Origin of the sequence: Actinotalea caeni, from assembly GCF_009733795.1 — a bacterium.
Taxonomy (GTDB): Bacteria; Actinomycetota; Actinomycetes; order Actinomycetales; family Beutenbergiaceae; genus Pseudactinotalea; species Pseudactinotalea caeni.
In genome coordinates, this window is record NZ_WNXX01000010.1 from 15,784 (window position 1) to 35,206 (window position 19,423).

27 protein-coding genes and 1 tRNA gene are annotated in these 19,423 nt (G+C 74.4%); 18 read left to right on the forward strand and 10 right to left on the reverse strand.

The genetic code is table 11. The features are described from left to right. Window positions 1-404 precede the first annotated feature (404 nt). Window positions 405-478, forward strand: a tRNA-Pro gene (locus tag GPA02_RS10190). Between the two features lie 84 nt (window positions 479-562). On the opposite strand, the gene GPA02_RS10195 is transcribed toward GPA02_RS10190, so the two are convergent. The 4 genes from GPA02_RS10195 to GPA02_RS10210 form a co-directional block, all read right to left on the reverse strand. Next, window positions 563-943, reverse strand: a complete 381-nt coding sequence (locus GPA02_RS10195) for a RidA family protein (RefSeq protein ID WP_156199826.1) — start codon at window positions 941-943, stop codon at window positions 563-565. A gap of 349 nt (window positions 944-1,292) precedes the next feature. Continuing rightward, window positions 1,293-1,502 (reverse strand): hypothetical protein, encoded by a 210-nt coding sequence (locus tag GPA02_RS10200; protein ID WP_156199827.1) that lies wholly within the window; start codon window positions 1,500-1,502, stop codon window positions 1,293-1,295. Between the two features lie 102 nt (window positions 1,503-1,604). Beyond that, a complete protein-coding gene (locus tag GPA02_RS10205; protein WP_156199828.1) occupies window positions 1,605-2,108 on the reverse strand; it encodes a hypothetical protein in 504 nt (167 codons plus the stop codon). A 176-nt stretch (window positions 2,109-2,284) separates the two neighbouring features. After that, window positions 2,285-2,890, reverse strand: coding sequence for a hypothetical protein (locus GPA02_RS10210; RefSeq protein WP_156199829.1), 606 nt, complete (start codon window positions 2,888-2,890; stop codon window positions 2,285-2,287). A gap of 97 nt (window positions 2,891-2,987) precedes the next feature. Between GPA02_RS10210 and GPA02_RS10215 the strand changes: the two genes are divergently transcribed. Both GPA02_RS10215 and GPA02_RS10220 read left to right on the forward strand, forming a co-directional pair. Next, window positions 2,988-3,809: a hypothetical protein gene (locus tag GPA02_RS10215; RefSeq protein WP_156199830.1), complete on the forward strand. Its 822-nt coding sequence runs from the start codon at window positions 2,988-2,990 to the stop codon at window positions 3,807-3,809. 85 nt (window positions 3,810-3,894) lie between these two features. Further along, the gene (locus GPA02_RS10220) at window positions 3,895-4,710 is read left to right on the forward strand and encodes a FadR/GntR family transcriptional regulator (RefSeq protein WP_156199831.1); all 816 of its coding nucleotides are present in this window, start codon (window positions 3,895-3,897) and stop codon (window positions 4,708-4,710) included. On the opposite strand, the gene GPA02_RS10225 is transcribed toward GPA02_RS10220, so the two are convergent. Next, window positions 4,707-5,873: a Cmx/CmrA family chloramphenicol efflux MFS transporter gene (locus GPA02_RS10225; protein WP_156199832.1), complete on the reverse strand. Its 1,167-nt coding sequence runs from the start codon at window positions 5,871-5,873 to the stop codon at window positions 4,707-4,709. The two genes, GPA02_RS10220 and GPA02_RS10225, sit on opposite strands and share 4 nt — an antisense overlap. Window positions 5,874-6,125: 252 nt before the next feature. Between GPA02_RS10225 and GPA02_RS10230 the strand changes: the two genes are divergently transcribed. Next, window positions 6,126-6,620: a GNAT family N-acetyltransferase gene (locus GPA02_RS10230; RefSeq protein WP_156199833.1), complete on the forward strand. Its 495-nt coding sequence runs from the start codon at window positions 6,126-6,128 to the stop codon at window positions 6,618-6,620. A gap of 10 nt (window positions 6,621-6,630) precedes the next feature. Here GPA02_RS10230 and GPA02_RS10235 read toward each other — a convergent pair whose 3' ends face one another. After that, window positions 6,631-6,993 carry a fluoride efflux transporter FluC gene (locus GPA02_RS10235; RefSeq protein WP_156199834.1) on the reverse strand — a complete coding sequence of 121 codons (363 nt, stop codon included), beginning with the start codon at window positions 6,991-6,993 and terminating at the stop codon, window positions 6,631-6,633. Beyond that, window positions 6,990-7,436 carry a FluC/FEX family fluoride channel gene (locus GPA02_RS10240; RefSeq protein ID WP_156199835.1) on the reverse strand — a complete coding sequence of 149 codons (447 nt, stop codon included), beginning with the start codon at window positions 7,434-7,436 and terminating at the stop codon, window positions 6,990-6,992. The genes GPA02_RS10235 and GPA02_RS10240 overlap by 4 nt, the downstream gene beginning before the upstream one ends. Window positions 7,437-7,543: 107 nt before the next feature. Between GPA02_RS10240 and GPA02_RS10245 the strand changes: the two genes are divergently transcribed. After that, on the forward strand, window positions 7,544-8,329 hold the full coding sequence (locus GPA02_RS10245) for a nucleotidyltransferase domain-containing protein (RefSeq protein WP_162457748.1): 786 nt from the start codon (window positions 7,544-7,546) through the stop codon (window positions 8,327-8,329). Here the strand turns inward: GPA02_RS10245 and GPA02_RS10250 are convergent. Further along, on the reverse strand, window positions 8,298-9,203 hold the full coding sequence (locus GPA02_RS10250) for a LysR family transcriptional regulator ArgP (RefSeq protein ID WP_156199837.1): 906 nt from the start codon (window positions 9,201-9,203) through the stop codon (window positions 8,298-8,300). The two genes, GPA02_RS10245 and GPA02_RS10250, sit on opposite strands and share 32 nt — an antisense overlap. A gap of 68 nt (window positions 9,204-9,271) precedes the next feature. Between GPA02_RS10250 and GPA02_RS10255 the strand changes: the two genes are divergently transcribed. Beyond that, complete coding sequence (locus GPA02_RS10255) at window positions 9,272-9,874, forward strand: LysE/ArgO family amino acid transporter (protein ID WP_156199838.1); 603 nt, start codon at window positions 9,272-9,274, stop codon at window positions 9,872-9,874. A 34-nt stretch (window positions 9,875-9,908) separates the two neighbouring features. On the opposite strand, the gene GPA02_RS10260 is transcribed toward GPA02_RS10255, so the two are convergent. Beyond that, window positions 9,909-11,372, reverse strand: coding sequence for an MDR family MFS transporter (locus GPA02_RS10260; RefSeq protein ID WP_240133983.1), 1,464 nt, complete (start codon window positions 11,370-11,372; stop codon window positions 9,909-9,911). Between the two features lie 97 nt (window positions 11,373-11,469). Between GPA02_RS10260 and GPA02_RS10265 the strand changes: the two genes are divergently transcribed. The 4 genes from GPA02_RS10265 to GPA02_RS10280 are packed head-to-tail and all read left to right on the forward strand — an operon-like array spanning window position 11,470 to window position 13,148. After that, a complete protein-coding gene (locus tag GPA02_RS10265; RefSeq protein ID WP_156199840.1) occupies window positions 11,470-11,895 on the forward strand; it encodes a thioredoxin family protein in 426 nt (141 codons plus the stop codon). Further along, window positions 11,892-12,365: a DUF4395 domain-containing protein gene (locus GPA02_RS10270; protein WP_156199841.1), complete on the forward strand. Its 474-nt coding sequence runs from the start codon at window positions 11,892-11,894 to the stop codon at window positions 12,363-12,365. Before GPA02_RS10265 ends, GPA02_RS10270 begins: the two co-directional genes overlap by 4 nt. A gap of 21 nt (window positions 12,366-12,386) precedes the next feature. Continuing rightward, window positions 12,387-12,863: a hypothetical protein gene (locus GPA02_RS10275; RefSeq protein WP_156199842.1), complete on the forward strand. Its 477-nt coding sequence runs from the start codon at window positions 12,387-12,389 to the stop codon at window positions 12,861-12,863. Window positions 12,864-12,911: 48 nt separating this feature from the next. Next, a complete protein-coding gene (locus tag GPA02_RS10280; RefSeq protein ID WP_156199843.1) occupies window positions 12,912-13,148 on the forward strand; it encodes a hypothetical protein in 237 nt (78 codons plus the stop codon). A gap of 6 nt (window positions 13,149-13,154) precedes the next feature. Here the strand turns inward: GPA02_RS10280 and GPA02_RS10285 are convergent, their stop codons facing one another. Then, window positions 13,155-13,751, reverse strand: coding sequence for a DUF4126 domain-containing protein (locus GPA02_RS10285; protein WP_156199844.1), 597 nt, complete (start codon window positions 13,749-13,751; stop codon window positions 13,155-13,157). A gap of 138 nt (window positions 13,752-13,889) precedes the next feature. Here GPA02_RS10285 and GPA02_RS10290 point away from each other — a divergent pair, with 138 nt between their 5' ends. The 8 genes from GPA02_RS10290 to GPA02_RS10325 all read left to right on the forward strand — a co-directional run bounded on the left by GPA02_RS10290 (window position 13,890) and on the right by GPA02_RS10325 (window position 19,377). After that, window positions 13,890-14,501: a CDP-alcohol phosphatidyltransferase family protein gene (locus tag GPA02_RS10290; protein ID WP_324227706.1), complete on the forward strand. Its 612-nt coding sequence runs from the start codon at window positions 13,890-13,892 to the stop codon at window positions 14,499-14,501. After that, window positions 14,498-15,364: a DUF881 domain-containing protein gene (locus GPA02_RS10295; RefSeq protein WP_156199845.1), complete on the forward strand. Its 867-nt coding sequence runs from the start codon at window positions 14,498-14,500 to the stop codon at window positions 15,362-15,364. Before GPA02_RS10290 ends, GPA02_RS10295 begins: the two co-directional genes overlap by 4 nt. 91 nt (window positions 15,365-15,455) lie before the next feature. Continuing rightward, window positions 15,456-15,788 (forward strand): small basic family protein, encoded by a 333-nt coding sequence (locus GPA02_RS10300; protein ID WP_156199846.1) that lies wholly within the window; start codon window positions 15,456-15,458, stop codon window positions 15,786-15,788. After that, on the forward strand, window positions 15,785-16,624 hold the full coding sequence (locus GPA02_RS10305; RefSeq protein WP_156199847.1) for a DUF881 domain-containing protein: 840 nt from the start codon (window positions 15,785-15,787) through the stop codon (window positions 16,622-16,624). The genes GPA02_RS10300 and GPA02_RS10305 overlap by 4 nt, the downstream gene beginning before the upstream one ends. An 83-nt stretch (window positions 16,625-16,707) precedes the next feature. Next, window positions 16,708-17,178, forward strand: a complete 471-nt coding sequence (locus tag GPA02_RS10310) for an FHA domain-containing protein (protein WP_156199848.1) — start codon at window positions 16,708-16,710, stop codon at window positions 17,176-17,178. Then, window positions 17,175-17,927: a transcriptional regulator FtsR gene (gene ftsR / locus GPA02_RS10315; protein ID WP_240133984.1), complete on the forward strand. Its 753-nt coding sequence runs from the start codon at window positions 17,175-17,177 to the stop codon at window positions 17,925-17,927. The genes GPA02_RS10310 and ftsR overlap by 4 nt, the downstream gene beginning before the upstream one ends. 102 nt (window positions 17,928-18,029) lie before the next feature. Further along, window positions 18,030-18,563, forward strand: coding sequence for a bifunctional nuclease family protein (locus GPA02_RS10320; protein ID WP_156199953.1), 534 nt, complete (start codon window positions 18,030-18,032; stop codon window positions 18,561-18,563). Between the two features lie 217 nt (window positions 18,564-18,780). Next, entirely contained in the window at window positions 18,781-19,377 is a 597-nt protein-coding gene (locus GPA02_RS10325) for a MerR family transcriptional regulator (RefSeq protein WP_156199849.1), read from the forward strand. The last annotated feature ends 46 nt before the right edge of the window (window positions 19,378-19,423 follow it).

Consider the following 19,423-nt stretch of genomic DNA (forward strand, 5'->3'; position numbering starts at 1 on the left):
GTTGCTCGTGGTCCGGCGCCCGCGTGCGGCAGGGCGGCGGGTGACCCCGGCGGCGGGGTCCGTCGGTGAGGAGGAGCGGGTGCTGGTCTCGGTGATACACCAAAGATGCGCGGCGCGGGCTGTATCAGCGTCGCGGGTCGGTGCTCCTTGCCGTTCGAGACAGCAGGTCGGGGACTGTCGGGCCGGTGTGACGACCCGCAGCGACGTCGGGACACAGAGCCGGGGTCGGCACATCCATGGGGCGGGGCGCTCGGAGGGGGCGCCCCGCCCCCGGCACGACCGGGGCGCGTGCGGGTGCGTGCGGCGGGTCGGCCGCCGTCGCCGAGATCACGCGCGCGTGCGCGTGCCGAGGGCAGGAGCACCGCCTCCGCTGCGGTAGGCTCTTCGAGGCCTCACGGGGCCGACGGGCTGTGGCGCAGCTTGGTAGCGCACTTGACTGGGGGTCAAGGGGTCGCAGGTTCAAATCCTGTCAGCCCGACCGATCGGGCCCTGATCTGCTCTCGCAGGTCAGGGCCCGTTGTCGTGTCCGGGCTGGTGCCCCGCCCGGGCACGCCCGACGGACTCAGCCGGTGTACGCCGTCATGCGGATCGACACGAGGAGCCCGGGCACGTCCACGCCCAGCTTGACGCCGTACCGCGCGGGCGGGTCGGAGGGGAACCAGCGCGCCCACTCCTCGTTGAAGCCGGCGAAGTCGGCCGGGTCGGCGAGCAGCACGCCGACCTCGACGACGTCGTCGAGACCGGCGCCCGCCGCCCGCAGGATCGTCTCGCAGTTGGTGAGCGCCTGCCGGGTCTGCTCCTGGATGGTCTCTCCCGCCATGCTCCCGGTGCTCGGGTCGATGCCGACGGTGCCGGACACGAGGACGAACGGCCCCGCCGCGACCGCCTGGCTGAAGAGCGGCGAACCGGGTGCGTCCGGGGTGGCGATGATCTGGCGTGGCATGGGGTCCTCCTCGACCGGTGACAGCACCCCCGGGCAGCGCTCCCAGTCTGCCGCAGGTCCCGTCGGCGTGCCCCCTCCACGGGAAGGCGGCGTCGATCGTTCGGAGGCGGCTGCTCAGCGCTGCCCTCAGCCCGACGCAGGCCGGGAGTGCGGCACCGTCTCGACCGTGCGCCGGAAGGTCGGGACGGCCACCGCAGCGTCACCAGGTGCATGCCGCTGAGGGCGCTGGCTGTGATCACCATGCTGGCGACGGCACCGAGCGCCCAGAACGTCGATCTGGGCCCGGGTGGATCGATCACCGTCCGGCGCGCGCCCCGGACACTGCTGGACCAGCTCGACCTCGTCTGGCTCATCGCCTCGCCGCACGTGCCGCGGTGTGGCGCTGGTCGTAGCGGATCACGAGCAGGCCGTGGGCCGCGAGCGCCTCGCACAGCTCCGGGCGCCACCAGTCCACCGAGCAGGACGTGCCGGCCAGCAGCAGGAGCGGCTCACCGGCTCCGTACGGCTCGACGTCCAGCCGTGCTGGCCCGACGTCGACGAGCTGTGCCGTCCGGTCCATCCGTGCCTCCGCGCGCGTCATGAGCCGACGCGCGTCCGGCGCCGGCTCACCTCCTCCTCGCCACGCGAGGAGCGGGGCGCGGCGACGCGCAGGTGCCGGTCGTCACCTACCGGCGTCGAGATCCTCGGGACGGTCGGTGCCGGCGACGCCGCGCGCACGGCCGAGCAGCGCCGCGACGGCGCCTGCCACCGCACCGACCAGCGCACCGGTCGCGATGCTCGACAGCACGGCGAAGAACCGGATGACGCCCTCCTGCGTCGCCGGGTCGACGTCGGCGAGGTTGCCGCCCAGGCGCGGCGGGTCGCCCTCGAATGCCAGCGGCCACAGCGACTGGTGGATGATGGCCACATCGAGCCCGTAGCAGAGCCCGATCACGACCAGGGTGGCGAACGGACGACGGATCCGCGCGGCCAGCGCGACGACGACCCAGACCAGCGGTGGCACCGCGACCAGCAGCGCGTTGACGAGCGTGCCCTCCTGGACGAGGTCGAGGTCGTGCAGCACGGCCCGCGGCACCCCGAGGAAGGCGAGGCCGGCGATCGCCGCCCAGGACAGCCCGAGGCCGTCGGTCCGGGTACGTGGCGGCGTCGGGCGGTCCTGGGTCATGCGGCGACGGTAGGGGCGGCGGCTGCGGGGCACATCCGCCGGTGCACGACGTCCGGCTGTCGCCTCCTGACGAGCGGGGGCGACGTCGGGAGGCGACAGCGGCGCCGCCGGCCGCCGTCCGTGCCGCCCGTCGATCTCGGCCCCGGGCGGTGGGCGTAGGCGGTGGGCGCCGCAGCTCAGAACGCTGCCGGCGCGTGGTGCGCCGGGAGGCGGCCGATCGGCTCGGGCTCCACGGGCAGGCCGAACGCCCCCGCCACCACCGGCAGCGCGGCGCCGTCGTCGCGGCGCAGGCCGTCGAGGCAGATCGTGCGGCCGTAGCCCGGCACGTCGATCCAGAGCTGCGGGCGGGCGCGCGTGCCGCCCTCCCACGGCTCGTCCCAGACGACGTGGCGCGCCGTGGCCTGGTGGTAGCGGAATCCCGCGAGGCCGCCACGTGCCCGCTCGATCACGACGCCGTCGCTGAACAGGTGCACGCGCGCGCGCCCGTGCCGCGCCCGCGCGACCGCCGCGGCGACGCCGAGCACGCCGAGCACCGCGAAGGCCAGACCCATCACGCCCAGCAGGAGGAACGGGACGAGGTCGCCGTCGGGGCGCCACGGGGCGTGCTGGTACGCCGTCACCAGCGGCCAGGCGGCGGCCGGCAGCAGCGCCACGGCCGTGAGCGCGAAGGAGCGGTCGGCGCCGCCGTTCACCCGCAGCGACTCCCGGTGGCTGCCGTAACCCTGCGCCTCGGCGATGCGGGCGACCCGCGGTGTCAGCTCGGTGCGCCGTGGTGCCGTCATGCTCCTCCTCGCGTCGGCTGCTCCGCAGGCTAGACCAAGCCAAGGTCAAGCGTCTATCTTTGATCGTCCAAGTGCTGGGAGCTGGAAGGAGCCGCGCATGACCACGACGTGGCCCGGGAGCCCGCAGACGTGGTGGGACGACGTCGCCGACGTGCCCTCCGACAGGTGGGTCCCTGGCCCCGAGGACCTGCCGACCTGCCGCACCCCGGAGGAGGTCGGCCGGAGCTACGCGGTCGTCGCGCCGCTGGTGTCACGAGCGGCCATGCCGATCCTCGCCGCCTTCGTGCTCGGGGCGGCCGTGCCGGTGGCTCTCACCAGCCGCATCTGGTTCGACTGGGCGTCGGTCGGTGCCGTCCGCCAGACCGCGGGTGTGCTGCTCGTCGTCCTCCTCGCGCTCGCGACGGCGTACGCGGTCGCCGCCTTCGTCGTCGGCGAGGTACGGCTGCGCTGCGCGCGGCCGGAGACGTTGCGGCGCGTCGCGCGGCAGCTCGAGGGCGAGCGGCGTCCCGTGTGGGGCGTGCTCGCCCGCCGTGTCCGGGTCAGCCGGGGCACGAGCGGCTCCGACACCGGCCCGGACGACCTGCTCGTGGTGCTCGACCTCCGGGTGGCCCGACCGGTGCTGCAGCGCCAGCTCGCCACGGTCGAGGCCTGGCTGGACGCCGTGAGCGCGCAGCCGGCTGCCCCGACGGCCCTCGCCGCGGCGTTCTCCGGCCGCGACGCCGTCCACGCCGTCGAGGCGTTCGGCGAGCCGCTGCGGGGTGTGTGGCTGTGGCGCAAGCGCGCCGTGCTGCCGCGCGAGACGCTGGGGCTGGCGCTCGTGGACCCGCGCGAGGTCGCCGCGTTCACCCGCGACGACGCCGTCTTCCTCCGGCGGACCCCGCGGGAGGTGCTGCGCCGGTCGCGACTCGACCGCGACTGACCGGACCCGCGTGCCGGTGCGGCCCTTCCGAGCGCCGATACTGAGCACAGGTGGCCCGGCGACGCCGGGGCGGGAGGAGGTCGACATGTCGAGAGCCGCAAGCGAGGTGCCGGCGACCGCGCGCTCCCAGACCGACGTCGTCATCGACGCGATCAAGACGATGCTGCGCACGGGTGAGCTGCGACGCGGCTCCCGGCTGCCGATCGAGCGCGACCTCGCGAGCAGGTTCGGGGTCTCGCGCAGCTCGCTGCGCGAGGGTGTCCGCGCGCTGGCCGCGCTCGGGGTGCTCGAGGCCCGGCAGGGCGACGGCACCTATGTGACGTCGCTCGACCCGGCCACGATGCTGAGCCCGATCGGGTTCTTCGCCGAGCTGCACGAGGAGTCGAGCGCCCTCGAGCTGCTGGCGGTGCGCCGGGTGCTGGAGGCCGAGGGTGCGGCACTCGCGGCGACGCGGCTCGGCGAGCCGGAGCTCGCCGAGCTCGAGTCGATCCTTCGCCGTGTCGACGACATGCTGGCCGCCCCCGAGGGGCTCGACCCCGAGCGGACGATCGAGGCCGACGTCGCGTTCCACAGCGTCATCGCCCACGCCAGCGGCAACTCCGCGCTCGCCGGGCTGATCGACATGCTCTCCAGCCGGACCGTCCGCGCCCGGCTGTGGCGCTCGACCAACCACCCGGAGTCGATCCGGACGGCGCACCAGCAGCACCGCGGGATCCTCGCGTGCCTCGTGGCGCGTGACCCGCTCCGGTCCCGGATGCGCATGTCGACGCACCTGCTCGACGTCGAGGACTTCGTCGCCGCGCACCAGGCGGAGACCGAGGCCGCCCACCAGGCGGAGACCGAGGCCGCACCGGCGGGCGAGGATGCCGCTGCCGCCACGCCGGAGGGCGGACACCGCTAGCCCGCGACCTGCTCGGCGCGCGCGCCCGACCGCGCGGACAGCCACCACACGAGGGCGGCGAGGGCGCTGGCCACGGCACTGGTCAGCGGCACCGCGCCGGCGCCGGCCCGCTCGAGCGCGAGGCCGCACAGCAGCGGCCCCGCGACCGCGCCGACGTTGAGGGCCGCGGTCGCGAACGAGCCGCCCAGCGTCGCAGCGCCGTCCGCCTGCGCCATGACGCGTGCGATGAGGACGCTGCCGACACCGAACGACAGCGCGCCCAGGAGCGCGGTGAGCAGCCAGATCGCCACGCCGTCGGTGGACCCGGGCACCATCGCGAGCCACCCGACCACGAGCAGCGGCGTCCCGAGACCGACGGCGGTGCGTCCGTACCTGTCGCCCAGCCGGCCGGCCGCCGTGACGCCGCCGAACGCCCCGACGCCGAAGGCCGCCAGCAGACCCGGCGTGAGTGCCTCGGGCAGCCCGGCACGCGAGGTCGCCAGCACCGCGAGGAAGGTCAGGGTGCCGAAGGTCGCGCTGTTGACGAGGACGGCGAGCGCGAGCGTGACCTGCAGCCGCGGACGCCGCAGCACCGCCAGCTCATCGAGGGCGCGGGCGGGCTGCGCACCGTCCCCGGCGGGGCGGGTGGGGGTGCCGACGGCGACCGCCACCAGGGCGGGTGCGCTCACCGCCGCGATCGCCCACATCGTCGCGCGCCACCCGAGCTGACCGCCGAGGAGCGCGCCGGCCGGTGCGCCCGCGACGAGGGCGAGGGTGACGCCCGCCAGCACGACCGCGAGCCCGCGAGCGCGGCGCTCGGCGGGCACGACGGCCGCGACCGTGGAGAGCGCGACCGCGAGGAAGCCGGCGTTCGCGACCGCGGCCACGACGCGGGTGGTGAGCAGCACCGCGAACGCGTCGGTGACGGCGCCGACGACGTGGGCCAGGACGAACAGCAGGAGGAACGCCGTCAGCGCCCACCGAGGTGAGAGACGACGCGCGAGCGCCGCCATCACGGGCGCGCCGACGACCATGCCGAGCGCGTAGGCCGAGGTCAGGCCGCCGGCCTGGCCGAGTGGGACGCCGAGGTCGGCGGCGAGGGCCGGCAGCAGGCCGGCGAGGACGAACTCCGAGGTGCCTTGCGCGAAGACCGCGAGGGCGAGCAGGTAGAGAAGGACGGGCATGGTCGAGCTCCGGGACGACGAGGGGACGGGTGCGCGGTGGCACGCACGGCGCCTCGGGGCACACGTCGACGTCCCGTCGCGCTGGACGCGCTGGACGGGGGAGCGTGGCGTCGGGCTACCGGCGTGCCGGCAGCCCGCGATCGTCTGACTCGGGCGACCCCATGGGTCCGACCGTACCGAGGTCGTCACCCGAATTTCGCGGCCGTGCCCAGGCGGCGCCTGCCAGCGGCCGGCACCGACTAGTGTCGCGACATGTCGCAGCCGACGACCGTGCGGGTCCGACCGGCCGCGCCGGCGGACGTGGCCGAGATCGCGCGCATCTGGCACGAGGGTTGGGCCGACGGGCACGCCGGTCATGTGCCCGAACAGCTCTACCGGCACCGGACGGCGGCGAGCTACCCGCCGCGCGTGCAGCAGAGGCTGCCCACCACCTGGGTGCTCGAGGTCGACGGCGGCGTCCGGGGGTTCGTCGTCGTGGTCGACGACGAGGTCGAGCAGGTCTACGTCGACGCACCTGCGCGCGGCACCGGGGGAGCCGGGCTGCTGCTCGCCCACGCCGAGAGCGAGGTCGCGGCGGCCGGTCACACGCGCGCGTGGCTCGCGGTCGTCGCGGGCAACGCCCGCGCACGTGCGTTCTACGAGCGTTCCGGGTGGCTCGACGTCGGCCCGGTGGACTACCCGGCCGAGACGGCGACCGGCACGGTCGTCGTGCCCTGCCGCCGCTACGAGAAGACCCTGACAGCCTGACCGGGCGGGCTCAGGTCGCGAGCGTCAGCCCCAGCCAGCCGGCGGCCAGGCACACCAGCAGCATCCCGGCCGCGTGAGCGCCGGCGGCGCGGCCGCGGCCGTCGAGCAGCAGCCGCGCCGCCTCGACGCTCGCGGTCGAGAACGTCGAGTAGCCGCCGAAGAAGCCCACCCCCAGCACGGTGGCGAGCGGGCCGGCGTCGGCCGCCGCGCCGAGCCACCCGGTCAGCAGACCGATCGCGAGGCACGCCGTCACGTTGACCACCAGTGTGCCGACGGGGACCGACAGACGGCTGCGTCGCTCGATCGCCGAGTCGACGAGGAACCGCGCGGCGGCACCGAGGCCGCCGGCGAGCGCGAGCACCAGGACGATCACGACGGCCGCCCCCGCCGTGCGCGCCGCGCCGAGCCGATGCCGAGCACGGCGGCCGCCACCCCGACCGCGACCGACGCCAGCGCGTACGCGACCGCCGTCGGGACGGCGTCGGCGCCCGCCCGGGCGAGGGTCTCGAGCACGAACGTGCTGTAGCTGGTGAACCCGCCGAGCACACCGGTGCCCAGGAGGAGGCGGACGGTGCGGCGGCCCTGCTCGCCGAGATCGCTCAGCACCAGCGTCTCGAGGAGGGCGCCGAGCAGGAACGAGCCGAGCACGTTGATCGCGAACGTCGTCCACGGGAACCCACCGGGCGGGGGAGGTGCGGCGGTCTCGACGAGGGCGCGGACCGTGGTACCGACGACTCCGCCGGCGGCGACGAGCCCGGCCCGCGCGAGGATCGCGCGCGCTCCCGGTGCCGGCGCTCGCCCGGTCGTCGCGGTCATGCCACGTCCCTCCTCCGGAGCATCGGCCCGTGCCGGGTCGCGATCGTAGCGGGCGCACCGCGCGCCGCCGGCGGTGCGGTGCCGCGCCGCTGTGCTTGACTCCGCACGTGCAGCACCACGAGGACACGCTCGCCGCCTACGTGGCCGCGGTGTCCGCCTCGCCGGAGACGGTCGCGGTCGTCGCCACCGGCTCGGCGGCTCGCGGCACCGAGCGGCCGGACAGCGACGTCGACGTCTACCTGGTCGTCACCGAGCCGGCGTTCGCCCGGGCGGAGGCGGCCGAGCGGCTCAGCTACGTCGACGCCGAGGTCGCGACCTACGACGGCGGCTACGTCGACGTCAAGGTCGTCACGACCGACTACCTGCGCCGCGCGGCGGTCGACGGCGACGACCCGGTCCGTGCCTCGTTCCGCGGGGCCAGGGTGGTGTGGACGCGCGTGGCGGAGGTGCACGCGCTGGTCGCGGCGATCCCGGTGCTGCCCGAGGAGGTGTGGGAGGACCGGGCGGCGTCGTTCGTCGCGCAGATGCGGCTCTACGGCGGCTACTTCCTGCGGCAGGGTGAGCAGCTCGGGGAGACCTACCTGCGGCACTGGGCCGCGGTGCACCTGGTCGGCTCGGCGGGACGGGCGCTGCTCGCGCGCGGCCGGGTCCTGTTCCAGGGGCACAAGTACCTCACGACCCAGCTCGCGGCGCTGCCGGACCTGCCCGACGGCTACCTCGCCCTGGCCGAGCGCGTGCTCCACGAGCCGACGGCGGAGCACGGTCGCGCGCTCATGGACGCCGTCGAGGCGCACCACGCCTGGGCGGTCGGCCGCGAGCAGACCTTGTCCCGGTTCGTGCGCGAGAACGAGCTCGCCTGGCTCACGCGCGTGCCGCCGCCGGAGTTCCGCTGAGCCGCAGCACGCGGGCGCCGTCCCGCAGCGCGTCGCCCACCTCGCGCAGCAGCGCCGACGAGCGCCGCCACTGCTGCCAGTACAGCGGGACGTCGACGACGGCCCGCTCGTGCACGTGGACGAGGTCGCCCGCCCGGACCTCGGCGCCGCACTCGATCTCCGGCACCATGCCCCACCCCATGCCGAGCCGGATCGCCTCGGCGAACTCCGCCGAGGCCGGCACGTGGTGCACCGGTGGCTCGACCGCGGCGCGCGTGAGTCGGCGCAGGCACCGGGCCTGCAGGTCGTCCTTGCGGTCGAAGGCGACGAGCGGGGCGAGCGCGAGCGAGGTGGCGTCGACGCCGTCGGCGAACCATCGGCGCGCGTAGTCGGGGGCACAGACCGCGAGGTAGCGCATGACGCCGAGGCGCTCCACCGAGCACCCGGGCACCGCGGTCGGGTCGGTCGTGACCGCGCCGACCGCGACGCCGCGCCGCAGCAGCGCCAGCGAGTGCGCCTCGTCCTCGCGGAGCACCTCGAGCGCGACCCGGTCCGAGACGCCCACCAGCGGCCGGAGCGCCCAGGTGTGCAGGGAGTCGGCGTTGACCACGATCGTCAGCGGGAGCGGGCCCGTCGGCTCCGGCGCGAGCTCGGCGCGGAGGTCGGCGGCCAGCTGGTCGAGCTGACGTGCGAACCGCACCACGGCCTCGCCCGCCTCCGTGAGCTCGACCGGGCGGGTCCGGTGCAGCACGGGTCGCCCGATCTGCGTCTCCAGCGCGCGGACGCGCTGGCTGACCGCGGACGGCGTGACGTGCAGCCGGCGGGCGGCGGCGTCGAGCGTGCCGGTCTCCGCGACGGCGACGACGGTCCGCGCGAGCTCGGGGTCGATCTCCATGAGCGCTCCTTCACGTGCTGCAGGAGCATGAACTGTACTCACGCCCGTGTGGCACGTAGCGTGCTCGCGTGCTCGTCGCCTCCGTCTCCGGCCTCCTCGCGGGGCTCTCCCTCATCGTCGCCATCGGGGCGCAGAACGCGTTCGTGCTCCGTCAGGGGCTGGCACGGCGGCACGTCGGGCCGGTCGTGGCGATCTGTGCGTTCTCCGACGCGGTGCTCATCAGCGCCGGGGTCGCCGGGCTGGGCGCGCTCGTCACCGCGGCGCCCGCGGTGCTGACCGCGGTGCGGTGGTTCGGTGCCGCGTTCCTCCTCGGCTACGCCGTCGTCGCGGGGCGCCGTGCGGTGCGCGGCGTGGCGATGGAGCGTCCCGACGGCGGCGCCGTCTCCGGCCTGGCGCCGGTGCTGCTGACGACGCTCGCGCTCACCTGGCTGAACCCGCACGTCTACCTCGACACCGTGGTGCTGCTCGGCTCGATGGCCGCGACCCACGGTGCCGACCGGTGGTGGTTCGCCGCCGGCGCGATGCTGGGCAGCGTCGTCTGGTTCACGGCACTCGGCGTCGGGGCGCGGCTGCTGGTGCCGGTGTTCCGCCGACCGCGGGCGTGGCAGGTGCTCGACGGGCTGATCGCGCTGGTGATGCTGGCTCTCGCGGTCCAGCTGCTCGTCGGCTGACCCGGCACCTCGCCCGCCCCCGGCGGCCGCCTGCTCAGTGGCCGGCGGGCGCGTCCACCGGCGTCGGGGGCCGGCGCAGCAGGGCGCCGAGCGGGATGGCGAGCGCCGCGAGCACGGCGCCGGCCACCAGCGCGGTGCCCACACCGCCGGCCAGCGCGGCCTCCGCCGTCGCGCCCGAGTCGAGCAGGCTGGCCTGGCGCGTCACCATGAGCACGACGAAGGCGGCCGTCCCCGCCGCTCCGGCGAGCTGCTGCACGGTGCCGATCGTGGCCGAGCCGTGCGAGTACAGCCGCGGCTGCAGCGAGCCCAGGGCCGACGTGAACAGCGGCGTGAAGGTCAGCGCCAGCCCGATCGAGAGCACGACGTGCAGGAGCAGCACGGAGACGGGGGAGGAGCCCTCGTCCAGCCGCGACATCAGGGCCATCGCGGCGGCGACGAGCGTGCAGCCCGGCACGACCAGCGGGCGCGGGCCCCAGCGGTCGAACAGGCGGCCGACGAGCGGCCCGAGCAGACCCATGATCAGACCGCCGGGCACCAGCAGCAGCCCGGTGCTCAGGCTCGCCAGGTGCAGCGCCTCCTGCAGGTAGAGGGGCAGCAGGATGACCGTGCCGAAGAGCGCGCCCATGAGCACGAGCATGAGCATGATCGCCAGCGCGAAGGTGCGGCTGGTGAAGGTGCGCAGGTCGAGCAGGGCGTCGTCGGTGCGCTGCAGCTGCCGCTGCCGGAGCGCGAAGAGCAGGAGCGACACGGCGCCGACCGCGATCGGCACGCCCGGGGAGACCGCGGGCTGCTGGTGCACGGACTCACCGATCGAGGACAGCCCGTAGATGAGGCCGCCGAAGCCGAGCCCGGAGAGCACGACGGATCCGACGTCGAGCCGCAGCCGGCGCGGCTCGGTGACGTTCGGGACCCACCGCAGGCCGACGACCAGCATCGTCACCACGAGCGGCAGCACCACCCAGAACAGCCCGCGCCAGTCCAGCAGCGACAGGATCAGACCGGACACCGCCGGACCGATCGCGGGCGCCACCGCGATGACGATCGAGATGTTGCCCATCACGCGCCCGCGCATCGTCGCGGGCACGAGCTGCATGACCGTCGTCATGAGCAGCGGCATCATGATCGCGGTGCCGACCGCCTGCACGACGCGACCGGTGACGAGCACGGCGAAGGTCGGCGACACCGCGCACACGAGCGTCCCGAGCGTGAACGAGGTCATCGCGGTGAGGAACACGGCGCGCGTGGTCAGCCGCTGCAGCAAGAATCCCGTGACCGGGATGACGACGGCCATCGTGAGCATGAAGGCGGTCGTGAGCCACTGGCCCGCCGTCGCCTCGATGCCCAGGTTGTCCATGATCGGGGCGAGCGCGACGCCCATGATCGTCTCGTTGAGGATCAGCACGAACGCGCTCGCGAGCAGGAGCGCGATCACCAGCCGCGACGAGGCGGGCAGGCGCTCGACGTCGGGGTTCTGTGCGGGGGCGGTGGGCGTTGTCACGGCGGACGAGCCTACGTCCGGCAGGCCCGTCGTCCACCATGCAATATTCGGGTGCCCGCCGCGCGGGACGGCCGGGCCGCGCGGCTAGCGTCGAGGCATGGATCTCCCGGCCCGTGTGGCGCTGCTGCTCGCCGCCCTCGCCGTGGCGGCGGCGCTGTGGTCGCTGCGGCAGCGGGGGAGCGGTCGGGTGCGGGCGGTCGACGCCGGCACCACGCTGCCCAGCGCCTGGACGCCCCGGGACGGCGCCGACCTGACGCTCGTCCAGATCTCGAGCAGGTACTGCTCCTCGTGCGCGCGCAGCGCACGGGTGTGGACGGCCGCCGTCGCCGACCGGCCCGGGGTCGGGTTCGTCGAGGTCGACGCCGAGGACCACCTCGACGTCGTGCGCGGGCTCGGCGTGCTCACCACCCCCACGACCTTGATCGTCGACGCCGCCGGCGCCCTGGCCGGGCGCGTGAGCGGTGCACCCTCGCCGCGGCAGGCCGCCGAGGCGCTCGACCAGCCGATCGGAGCAGCACGATGAGCATCACGCACGGTGACCGGGCCGCGGACGTCGCACCCGCCTCGGGAGGGATCGACCCGCGCGGGCCGCGGTTCGGTGCGGCGCTGACCGCGGTGCTGCTCGTGCTGGCCGTCGTGCTCGGGCCCGGTGCGGGCACGACCGTGCTGGCGGTCGTGGTCGCCTCGTTCGCGCTCGGCGCGGTGCGTGGTGCGCAGGGCACCTGGCAGGGGTGGCTGTTCAAGCGGCTCGTGCAGCCGCGGCTCGCGCCGCCGGCCGAGCGGGAGGACCCGCGGCCACCGCGCTTCGCGCAGGCGGTCGGTCTCGTCATCACGGGTGCGGGTCTGCTGCTCACGGTGCTCGGCCTGCACTGGGCGCTGCCGGTGTTCGGCGTCCTCGCGCTGGTCGCGGCCGTGCTCAACGCGGTCGCCGGGTTCTGCCTCGGCTGCGAGATCTACCTGCTGCTGGCGCGGTTCCGGGGCGCCCGCTCCTGAGCGACCCGCTACCGTCGGCGCATGCGCGAGCGGGTCCAGCACTACGACCGGCTCGACGCGACCGCGGTGCTCGCGACCGTCGAGCGACTGCAGCGGCGTATCGCCGCGCGGTTCCCCGAGCGCAACCTGAGCCGGGTCGCCGAGGAGCTGCAGGCCGTCGTCGCCGACGTCACGGAGCGGGCCGAGTCGCCCGACCTGCTGCTGCGCTGGCTGCGCGTCGCGAGCCGGGTTGCCGTCGCCGGGCTGGTCGTGCTGACCGGGCTCGTGGTGGTCGTGCTCGTGCGCGACCTGCAGCGGGCGCCGGACGAGGTCGACGCGCTCGACTGGGTGCAGGGCCTGGAGGCCGGGATCAACGACGTCGTGCTCGCCGGCATCGCGGTCGGCTTCCTGTGGCTGGTGCCGTCGCGGATGGAGCGGTCCCGTGCGCTGCAGGTGCTCTACCGGCTGCGGTCGCTGGCTCACATCATCGACATGCACCAGCTGACCAAGGACCCCTAGCGGCTCAACGCCGACTTCCGGCGCACGCCCGCGAGCGTCGACACCCGGATGACGGCGATCGACATGGCCAACTACCTCGACTACTGCTCGGAGATGCTCTCGCTGGTCGGCAAGGCCGCCGCGCTGTTCGGCGACCGCACCACCGACTCGGCCGTGCTCGACACCGTCTCCGACGTCGAGAGCCTCACCGACAACATGTCGACGAAGATCTGGCAGAAGGTCGCGCTGCTGCCGCTGGACGACAGCTGGCGGCGTCCGGGGCCGATCCCCGGCCCGGCCAGCTGAGCGCGGCTAGATGAAGCTGCGCTCCCGCTTGCGCTGCCGCAGCCGCTGACGCACCCACATCCCCATCCCGACGAGGATGAGCAGGAACACGATGACGAGCACCGGCACGAGGATCGCGAGCACCGTCATCGTCAGCGACGAGACGTCCTCGACCGTCGAGACCACGGGTGCCCCGGTGCCGGCCGTCGAGAGGTTGACGACGGCCCGTGCGCTGGCCTTCGCGACGTGCGTCGACAGCGCCAGCACCACGCCGATGACGAAGGGCCACACGGCGCTGCTGGTGAAGAACGCGCCCGGGTCGGTGATCGCGGGGGTCTCCGACGTCGAGCCGGCCGCGAACACGATGCCGCCGGCGGTCGGGCGGACGAACGTCTGCACCACGTCGTTGACGTGGTCGACGGCGGGCACCTTGTCCGCCACGACGTCGAGCAGCAGCAGCACGCCGAGGACGACGAGCACCCACCCGTTCTCCAGCCACAGCCACTGCGCGGGCAGCTCGACCGTGTCGGTGTAGCGGGCCAGCAGCCCGATCGAGAGCATCGGGATGAACGCGTTGAGACCGGCCGACAGGGCGAGACCGGAGCCGGTGAGCAGCTCGAGCACGTGACCTCCACCCTCCGGCGGAGCCCCTGCGGCCTCCGCGGCAGCCCGATTGTCTCACCGGGCGGGCCGGTGCGGGCGGCGCCGGTGCCCCGGCGCGCGACGGGGCCCGCCTCGGTGCCGATCACCTACCCTGTGCGTGTGGCCGAGGCGGAGCGTGAGCAGATCGACACCGCACCCGACCGGGTGCTCACGATCCCGAACCTCATCTCGCTCGTGCGGCTGCTCATGGTGCCGGTGGTGCTGGCGCTCATCCTCACCGAGCGCGACGTCGCCGCCGTGGTCGTGCTCGTCGCCTCCGGCGTCAGCGACTGGGTCGATGGCGTCATCGCCCGCCGCTTCGACCAGTCGTCCCGGCTCGGCCGGTTCCTCGACCCCTCGGCAGACCGGTTGTTCATCGTCGTCACGCTCGTCGGGATGGCGGCTCGCGGCCTGATTCCGTGGTGGCTGGTGCTCGTCGTGTTCCTGCGCGACGTCGTCGTCGGCGCCCTGCTGCCGTTCATGGTGCGCCGCGGCTACCCGGGCTTCCCGGTCCACCTGGCCGGCAAGGCCGGCACGTTCGCGCTCATGTACGCCTTCCCGCTGCTGCTGCTCGCCCACCTCGACGGCGTGGTCGGCGAGGTCGCGTGGGTGGTCGGCTGGGCCGCGGCCGGTTGGGGCGTGTTCCTGTACTGGTGCGCCGCCGCGCTGTACATCGACCAGTTCCGCCAGGTGGTCGCGGCCGACGCGAGGGCGAGCACGGCGACGCGATGAGCGAGCGCATGCTCCCGACGGCGACCGTCGAGCCGCGGCCCGACGCGTCGATGACGCTGCTGCGCGAGGTCATGGAGCGCCCGCTCGACCCCGGCTACGACGACGCCGCGCGTCGGCGGGCGGCCGGTGGCGGCTCGCCCGTGCGGCCGGCACGACGGCTCGCGGGCCAGCTGCTCGTGCTGCTGCTCGCCGCGGCGATCGGGCTGGGCGGCGTGTGGGCGGCGCGGTCGCTGCGCAACCCGCTGCCCGAGCTCAACGCGCGACAGGTCCTCATCGAGCAGATCCGGGAGCGCACCGAGATCGGCGACGCGCTGGCGGAGGGCAACGCGGCCCTGCGCGAGGAGATCCAGGACCTGCAGGAGCAGGCGTTCGGCGACACTGCCGCCGCCGCGGTCGCCGAGGCCCGGCAGCTCGGGGTGTGGGCCGGCACGAGCGCCGTCGTCGGGCCGGGCGTCGTCATCACCATGCAGGACTCCGACCGCGCGCAGCGCGGCGAGCCCGGGACCGAGGAGGAGCGGGTCACCGACTTCGACCTGCAGGTCGTCGTCAACGCGCTGTGGGCGTCCGGGGCCGAGGCGATCGCGATCAACGGCATCCGGCTCACGGGGGCGACGGCGATCCGGTCGGCGGGCGACGCCGTCCTCGTCGACCTGCGGCCGCTCGTGACCCCGTACCGGATCGAGGCGATCGGCGACCCGGACGGCATGCGCACGCGCTTCGCCCAGACGTCGGCCGCGGGGCACCTCAGCTTCCTGAGCTCGCGGTGGCAGATCGGCAGCGAGATGGTCGTCGACCGCGACCTGTCGCTGCCGGCGGGCTCGTCGCCGCGGCTGACCGTGCTCCAGCCGTCGGAGGACGGGTGAGGGGCGCGGCGTATCGCGCGGGCGGGCGTCGGTGTGCGTGCGACACTGGCCGGGTCCGGCCCGTACCTGCGGCAGGGGAGGGGGTGCAGCGATGATCGCCGTCATCGGGCTCGCGATCGGGGTCGTGCTCGGTCTCGTGCTGCAGCCGAGCGTGCCCCCGGAGCTGCAGCCCTACCTGCCGATCGCGGTCGTGGCCGCGCTCGACGCGCTGTTCGGCGCCGTCCGGGCGCGGCTGGAGCAGAAGTTCGACGACCGCGTGTTCGTCACCTCGTTCCTGTTCAACGTGCTGGTGGCGGCCTTCATCGTGTTCCTCGGCGACCAGCTCGGCGTCGGCGCGCAGCTGAGCACCGCGGTCGTCGTCGTGCTCGGCATCAGGATCTTCTCCAACGCCGCCTCGATCCGACGGCACCTCCTCAAGGCATGAGCGAGCAGGAGCGCGCGCAGCCGCTCTCCGGGCCGGACGAGACGGCGCCGGACGGGACCCGCGCGTCCGAGCCGCCGCCGTCCGCCGCGGACGGCCCCGTCGCCGGCACCGACGGTGCCAGCGGAGCGGAGGGCGCCACCGCAGCGAGCGAGCCGACGGGCAACCGTGGCCGCGGCTGGCGCAGCCAGCTGCTGGTGGCGACGCTGTGCCTGCTGCTGGGGTTCGCGATCGTCGTCCAGGTGCGGCAGACGCAGGGCGACGAGCTCGCGGGCCTGCGCCAGAACGACCTCGTCCGGCTGCTCGACGAGATCACGCAGCGCAACGAGGCGCTGGCGCAGGAGGCGAGCGAGCTGCGCGAGGACCGCGCCGCCCTGCTGAGCGGCTCCGACGCGAGCCGCTCCGCCGAGGACTACCTCGAGGTGCAGCGGATCCTCGCGGGCACCGCGCCGGTCGAGGGACCGGGCGTCGTCGTCACGGTCGCAGGCACGGCGTCGCTCACCGCGCAGGAGATGGTGCACATGCTCGAGGAGCTGCGCAACGCCGGTGCCGAGGCGATCGAGCTGTCCGGCGTGCGCGTCGTGACGTCCAGCTGGTTCCTCGAGCAGGACGGCGCGCTGGTCGTCGACGGCACGACGCTGCCGACCACGCACGAGTGGCGTGTCATCGGCGACCCTGGCACCCTGGCAGGAGCCCTCGACATCCCGGGCGGAGCGCTGGCGGCGTTCCGCAGCAAGGGTGCCGAGGTCGAGGTCACCGAGCGGGAGCTGGTGCAGATCACGGCCATCCGCGAGGTGACCGTCCCCGAGTACGCGAGCCCTGCTCCCGAGGACGGCTGAGGACCTCCACCTCAGCCTCAACCGGAGGGTAAGGTTCTCGACACGAACCGATCGCCGTTGTCCCAACCCCTGAGGCCATCCCGATGAGTACCGAGGACCCCGACGCCTTCTCGCTCGGCCACACGACGGCGAGCTTCGACCGCATCGTGCCCGGCGAGCCCGAACCCGCTCGTGTCGGCATGGACGCGAGCGACCGTGCGGCCGTCGAGGCGCTGCCGCCGTCGTCCGCGCTGCTGATCGTCCAGCACGGGCCCAACGCCGGTGCGCGCTTCCTGCTCGACGCCGAGCGCGTCACCGCCGGTCGCGACACCAAGGCCGACATCTTCCTCGACGACGTCACGGTCTCCCGCAAGCACGCCGAGTTCCTGGTCGTCGACGGCGAGTTCACCGTCCGCGACGTCGGCAGCCTGAACGGCACCTACGTCAACCGGGAGCGCATCGACTCCGCGCGGCTCGTCGCCGGTGACGAGGTGCAGATCGGCAAGTACCGGCTGACCTTCCACCCGAGCCCGAACCGGCCCACCCCGAGCTCCCCGGCCGAGCCCGAGTCGTGAGCGTCACCCCCGCCCGGGAGCACCACGAGGAGGAGTGCTGGCCGTTCGGGGTGTCCCGGACCCCGACCATGAGCATCGGGTCGGCACTGGGTCTGCTGCAGCAGGAGTTCCCGGCCGTCACGATCTCCAAGATCCGGTTCCTCGAGGACCAGGGGATCGTCCGGCCGCACCGGACGCCGTCCGGCTACCGCACCTACAGCCAGGCCGACATCGAGCGGTTGCGGTTCGCGCTGGCGGCTCAGCGCGACTCCTACCTGCCGTGGGCGAAGATCCGCGAGCGGCTCGACGAGCTCGACGCCGGCGGCGCGGGCGTGCCGGCGCCCGGTGCGCGCGTGGTGACCGAGGACGGCGAGCTCACGCCGGCCGTCACGCGCAGCCGGATGACGGCGGCCCAGCTCGCCGAGGCGGCGAGCGCCGACCCGGCGCTCGTCGAGGAGCTCACCGATGCCGGGCTGCTGGTGACCGACGCGGGCAGCAAGTACCCGCCGGGCTCGGTCGAGGTCGTGCGCGCTGCCGTCGAGCTGGCCGAGCACGGTGTGCAGACGCGGCACCTGCGCGCGCTGCGGGCGGCCGCCGACCGGCAGATCGACCTCGTCGAGGCGATCGTGGCGCCGGTGCGCTCCCACCGCAGCGGGCCCGGCTCGGCCGGCTCGCGCGCGAAGGCCCACACGCTGGCGACCGACGTCTCCGAGAGCTTCGCTCGGCTGCACACGGCGCTGCTGCGCGCGGGTGTCGAGCGCATCGTCTGAGCAGCGGTCACGGTACGGTCACGATCAGCCGTCTGTCTCGATCGTCGGTCACGTTCCCGTGTGCCGAGCCGGTGCTCGGCGTAGCGTTGTCGCGTGCGGAAGATGGGCGTGCTGGGCGTCCGGGTGCGCGTCGCCGACCCGGACCACGACGTGCTCGTCGTGCTCTCGGAGGCCGAGGGCAACCTCTCGCTGCCCATCGTCATCGGGCCGCACGAGGGCGTCGCGATCGCGACCGCGCAGGCCGGCGTCACGATGCCGCGGCCGGGTCCGCACGACCTGCTGCTCACGACGCTGGAGGCGACCGGCGTCGGGCTGGAGTGCGTGACGATCTCCGAGCTCCGCGAGGGCACGTTCATCGCCGAGCTGGTGCTGACCAACGGCAAGCGCGTGGACGCCCGGGCCTCCGACGCGATCGCGCTGGCGCTGCGGGCGGCGGTCGACGTCTGGTGCGCCGACGACGTGCTCGAGCAGGCGGCCGTGGTGCTCACGGGTGAGGACGCCGACGGCGAGATGCACGTCGAGATCTCGCGCGAGGACCCCGAGGTCGAGGAGGACGCGGTCGAGCAGTTCCGGGAGTTCCTCGACCGCGTGGAGCCGGCCGACTTCGAGGACCCGGAGGAGCGTCGCGAGGGGTGACGACGCTGGTCCTGACACCGAGTCTCGACCTCAGGTCGAGGGTGAGACACACCTGCGCGACACGCCGACACGCTCCTGCGCCCGACGTCGTTGACCGACCCCCTCGGGGGCCCTACCGTGGTGCGCAGACGACAGGGGAGCCACCGGCGGGTCACCTGTGGCACAGCAGGGGCTGGGCGTAGAGTAGGCCCCGTTCGCACGAGGAGAGTAGGTAGGCGTGACCGGCACCGAGAACGCAGGCGCGGCCGGCGCCGCACAGGCCGCCCCCGGCGTCCCGCAGCGGGCGCAGGGCCTGCTGTTCGGGGACACCCTCCCCGACCTCGACACCGACACCGGCTACCGCGGCCCGACCGCGTGCCGCGCGGCCGGCATCACCTACCGGCAGCTCGACTACTGGGCGCGCACCGGGCTCGTCGAGCCCTCGATCCGCCCCGCGAGCGGCTCGGGCACGCAGCGTCTCTACAGCTTCCGCGACATCCTCGTGCTCAAGGTCGTCAAGCGCCTCCTCGACACCGGCGTCTCGCTGCAGCAGATCCGTTCCGCCGTCGAGCACCTGCGCGACCGCGGCGTGGACGACCTCGCCAACATCACGCTCATGAGCGACGGCGCCTCGGTGTACGAGTGCACCTCCGCCGACGAGGTCATCGACCTCGTGCAGGGCGGTCAGGGCGTCTTCGGCATCGCCGTCGGGCGGGTCTGGCGGGAGGTCGAGGGCAGCCTCGCCGAGTTCCCGACCGAGCGCGCCGCCGACGACGCGGCGCCGGCGAGCGAGGACGAGCTGGCGCAGCGCCGGCGCGCCCGCCGCATCGGCTGAGCCACCGCCTCGCCGATCACCTGAACGCGGCCGACGGTCGTTCTAC

Excerpts from the sequence above, each read along its gene's own strand:
- GPA02_RS10195 (WP_156199826.1), bottom strand. The coding sequence starts at position 943 with ATGCCACGCCAGATCATCGCCACCCCGGACGCACCCGGTTCGCCGCTC.
- GPA02_RS10200 (WP_156199827.1), bottom strand. The coding sequence starts at position 1,502 with ATGGACCGGACGGCACAGCTCGTCGACGTCGGGCCAGCACGGCTGGAC.
- GPA02_RS10205 (WP_156199828.1), bottom strand. The coding sequence starts at position 2,108 with ATGACCCAGGACCGCCCGACGCCGCCACGTACCCGGACCGACGGCCTC.
- GPA02_RS10210 (WP_156199829.1), bottom strand. The coding sequence starts at position 2,890 with ATGACGGCACCACGGCGCACCGAGCTGACACCGCGGGTCGCCCGCATC.
- GPA02_RS10215 (WP_156199830.1), top strand. The coding sequence starts at position 2,988 with ATGACCACGACGTGGCCCGGGAGCCCGCAGACGTGGTGGGACGACGTC.
- GPA02_RS10220 (WP_156199831.1), top strand. The coding sequence starts at position 3,895 with ATGTCGAGAGCCGCAAGCGAGGTGCCGGCGACCGCGCGCTCCCAGACC.
- GPA02_RS10225 (WP_156199832.1), bottom strand. The coding sequence starts at position 5,873 with ATGCCCGTCCTTCTCTACCTGCTCGCCCTCGCGGTCTTCGCGCAAGGC.
- GPA02_RS10230 (WP_156199833.1), top strand. The coding sequence starts at position 6,126 with ATGTCGCAGCCGACGACCGTGCGGGTCCGACCGGCCGCGCCGGCGGAC.
- GPA02_RS10240 (WP_156199835.1), bottom strand. The coding sequence starts at position 7,436 with ATGACCGCGACGACCGGGCGAGCGCCGGCACCGGGAGCGCGCGCGATC.
- GPA02_RS10250 (WP_156199837.1), bottom strand. The coding sequence starts at position 9,203 with ATGGAGATCGACCCCGAGCTCGCGCGGACCGTCGTCGCCGTCGCGGAG.
- GPA02_RS10265 (WP_156199840.1), top strand. The coding sequence starts at position 11,470 with ATGGATCTCCCGGCCCGTGTGGCGCTGCTGCTCGCCGCCCTCGCCGTG.
- GPA02_RS10270 (WP_156199841.1), top strand. The coding sequence starts at position 11,892 with ATGAGCATCACGCACGGTGACCGGGCCGCGGACGTCGCACCCGCCTCG.
- GPA02_RS10275 (WP_156199842.1), top strand. The coding sequence starts at position 12,387 with ATGCGCGAGCGGGTCCAGCACTACGACCGGCTCGACGCGACCGCGGTG.
- GPA02_RS10280 (WP_156199843.1), top strand. The coding sequence starts at position 12,912 with ATGACGGCGATCGACATGGCCAACTACCTCGACTACTGCTCGGAGATG.
- GPA02_RS10295 (WP_156199845.1), top strand. The coding sequence starts at position 14,498 with ATGAGCGAGCGCATGCTCCCGACGGCGACCGTCGAGCCGCGGCCCGAC.
- GPA02_RS10300 (WP_156199846.1), top strand. The coding sequence starts at position 15,456 with ATGATCGCCGTCATCGGGCTCGCGATCGGGGTCGTGCTCGGTCTCGTG.
- GPA02_RS10305 (WP_156199847.1), top strand. The coding sequence starts at position 15,785 with ATGAGCGAGCAGGAGCGCGCGCAGCCGCTCTCCGGGCCGGACGAGACG.
- GPA02_RS10310 (WP_156199848.1), top strand. The coding sequence starts at position 16,708 with ATGAGTACCGAGGACCCCGACGCCTTCTCGCTCGGCCACACGACGGCG.
- GPA02_RS10320 (WP_156199953.1), top strand. The coding sequence starts at position 18,030 with ATGGGCGTGCTGGGCGTCCGGGTGCGCGTCGCCGACCCGGACCACGAC.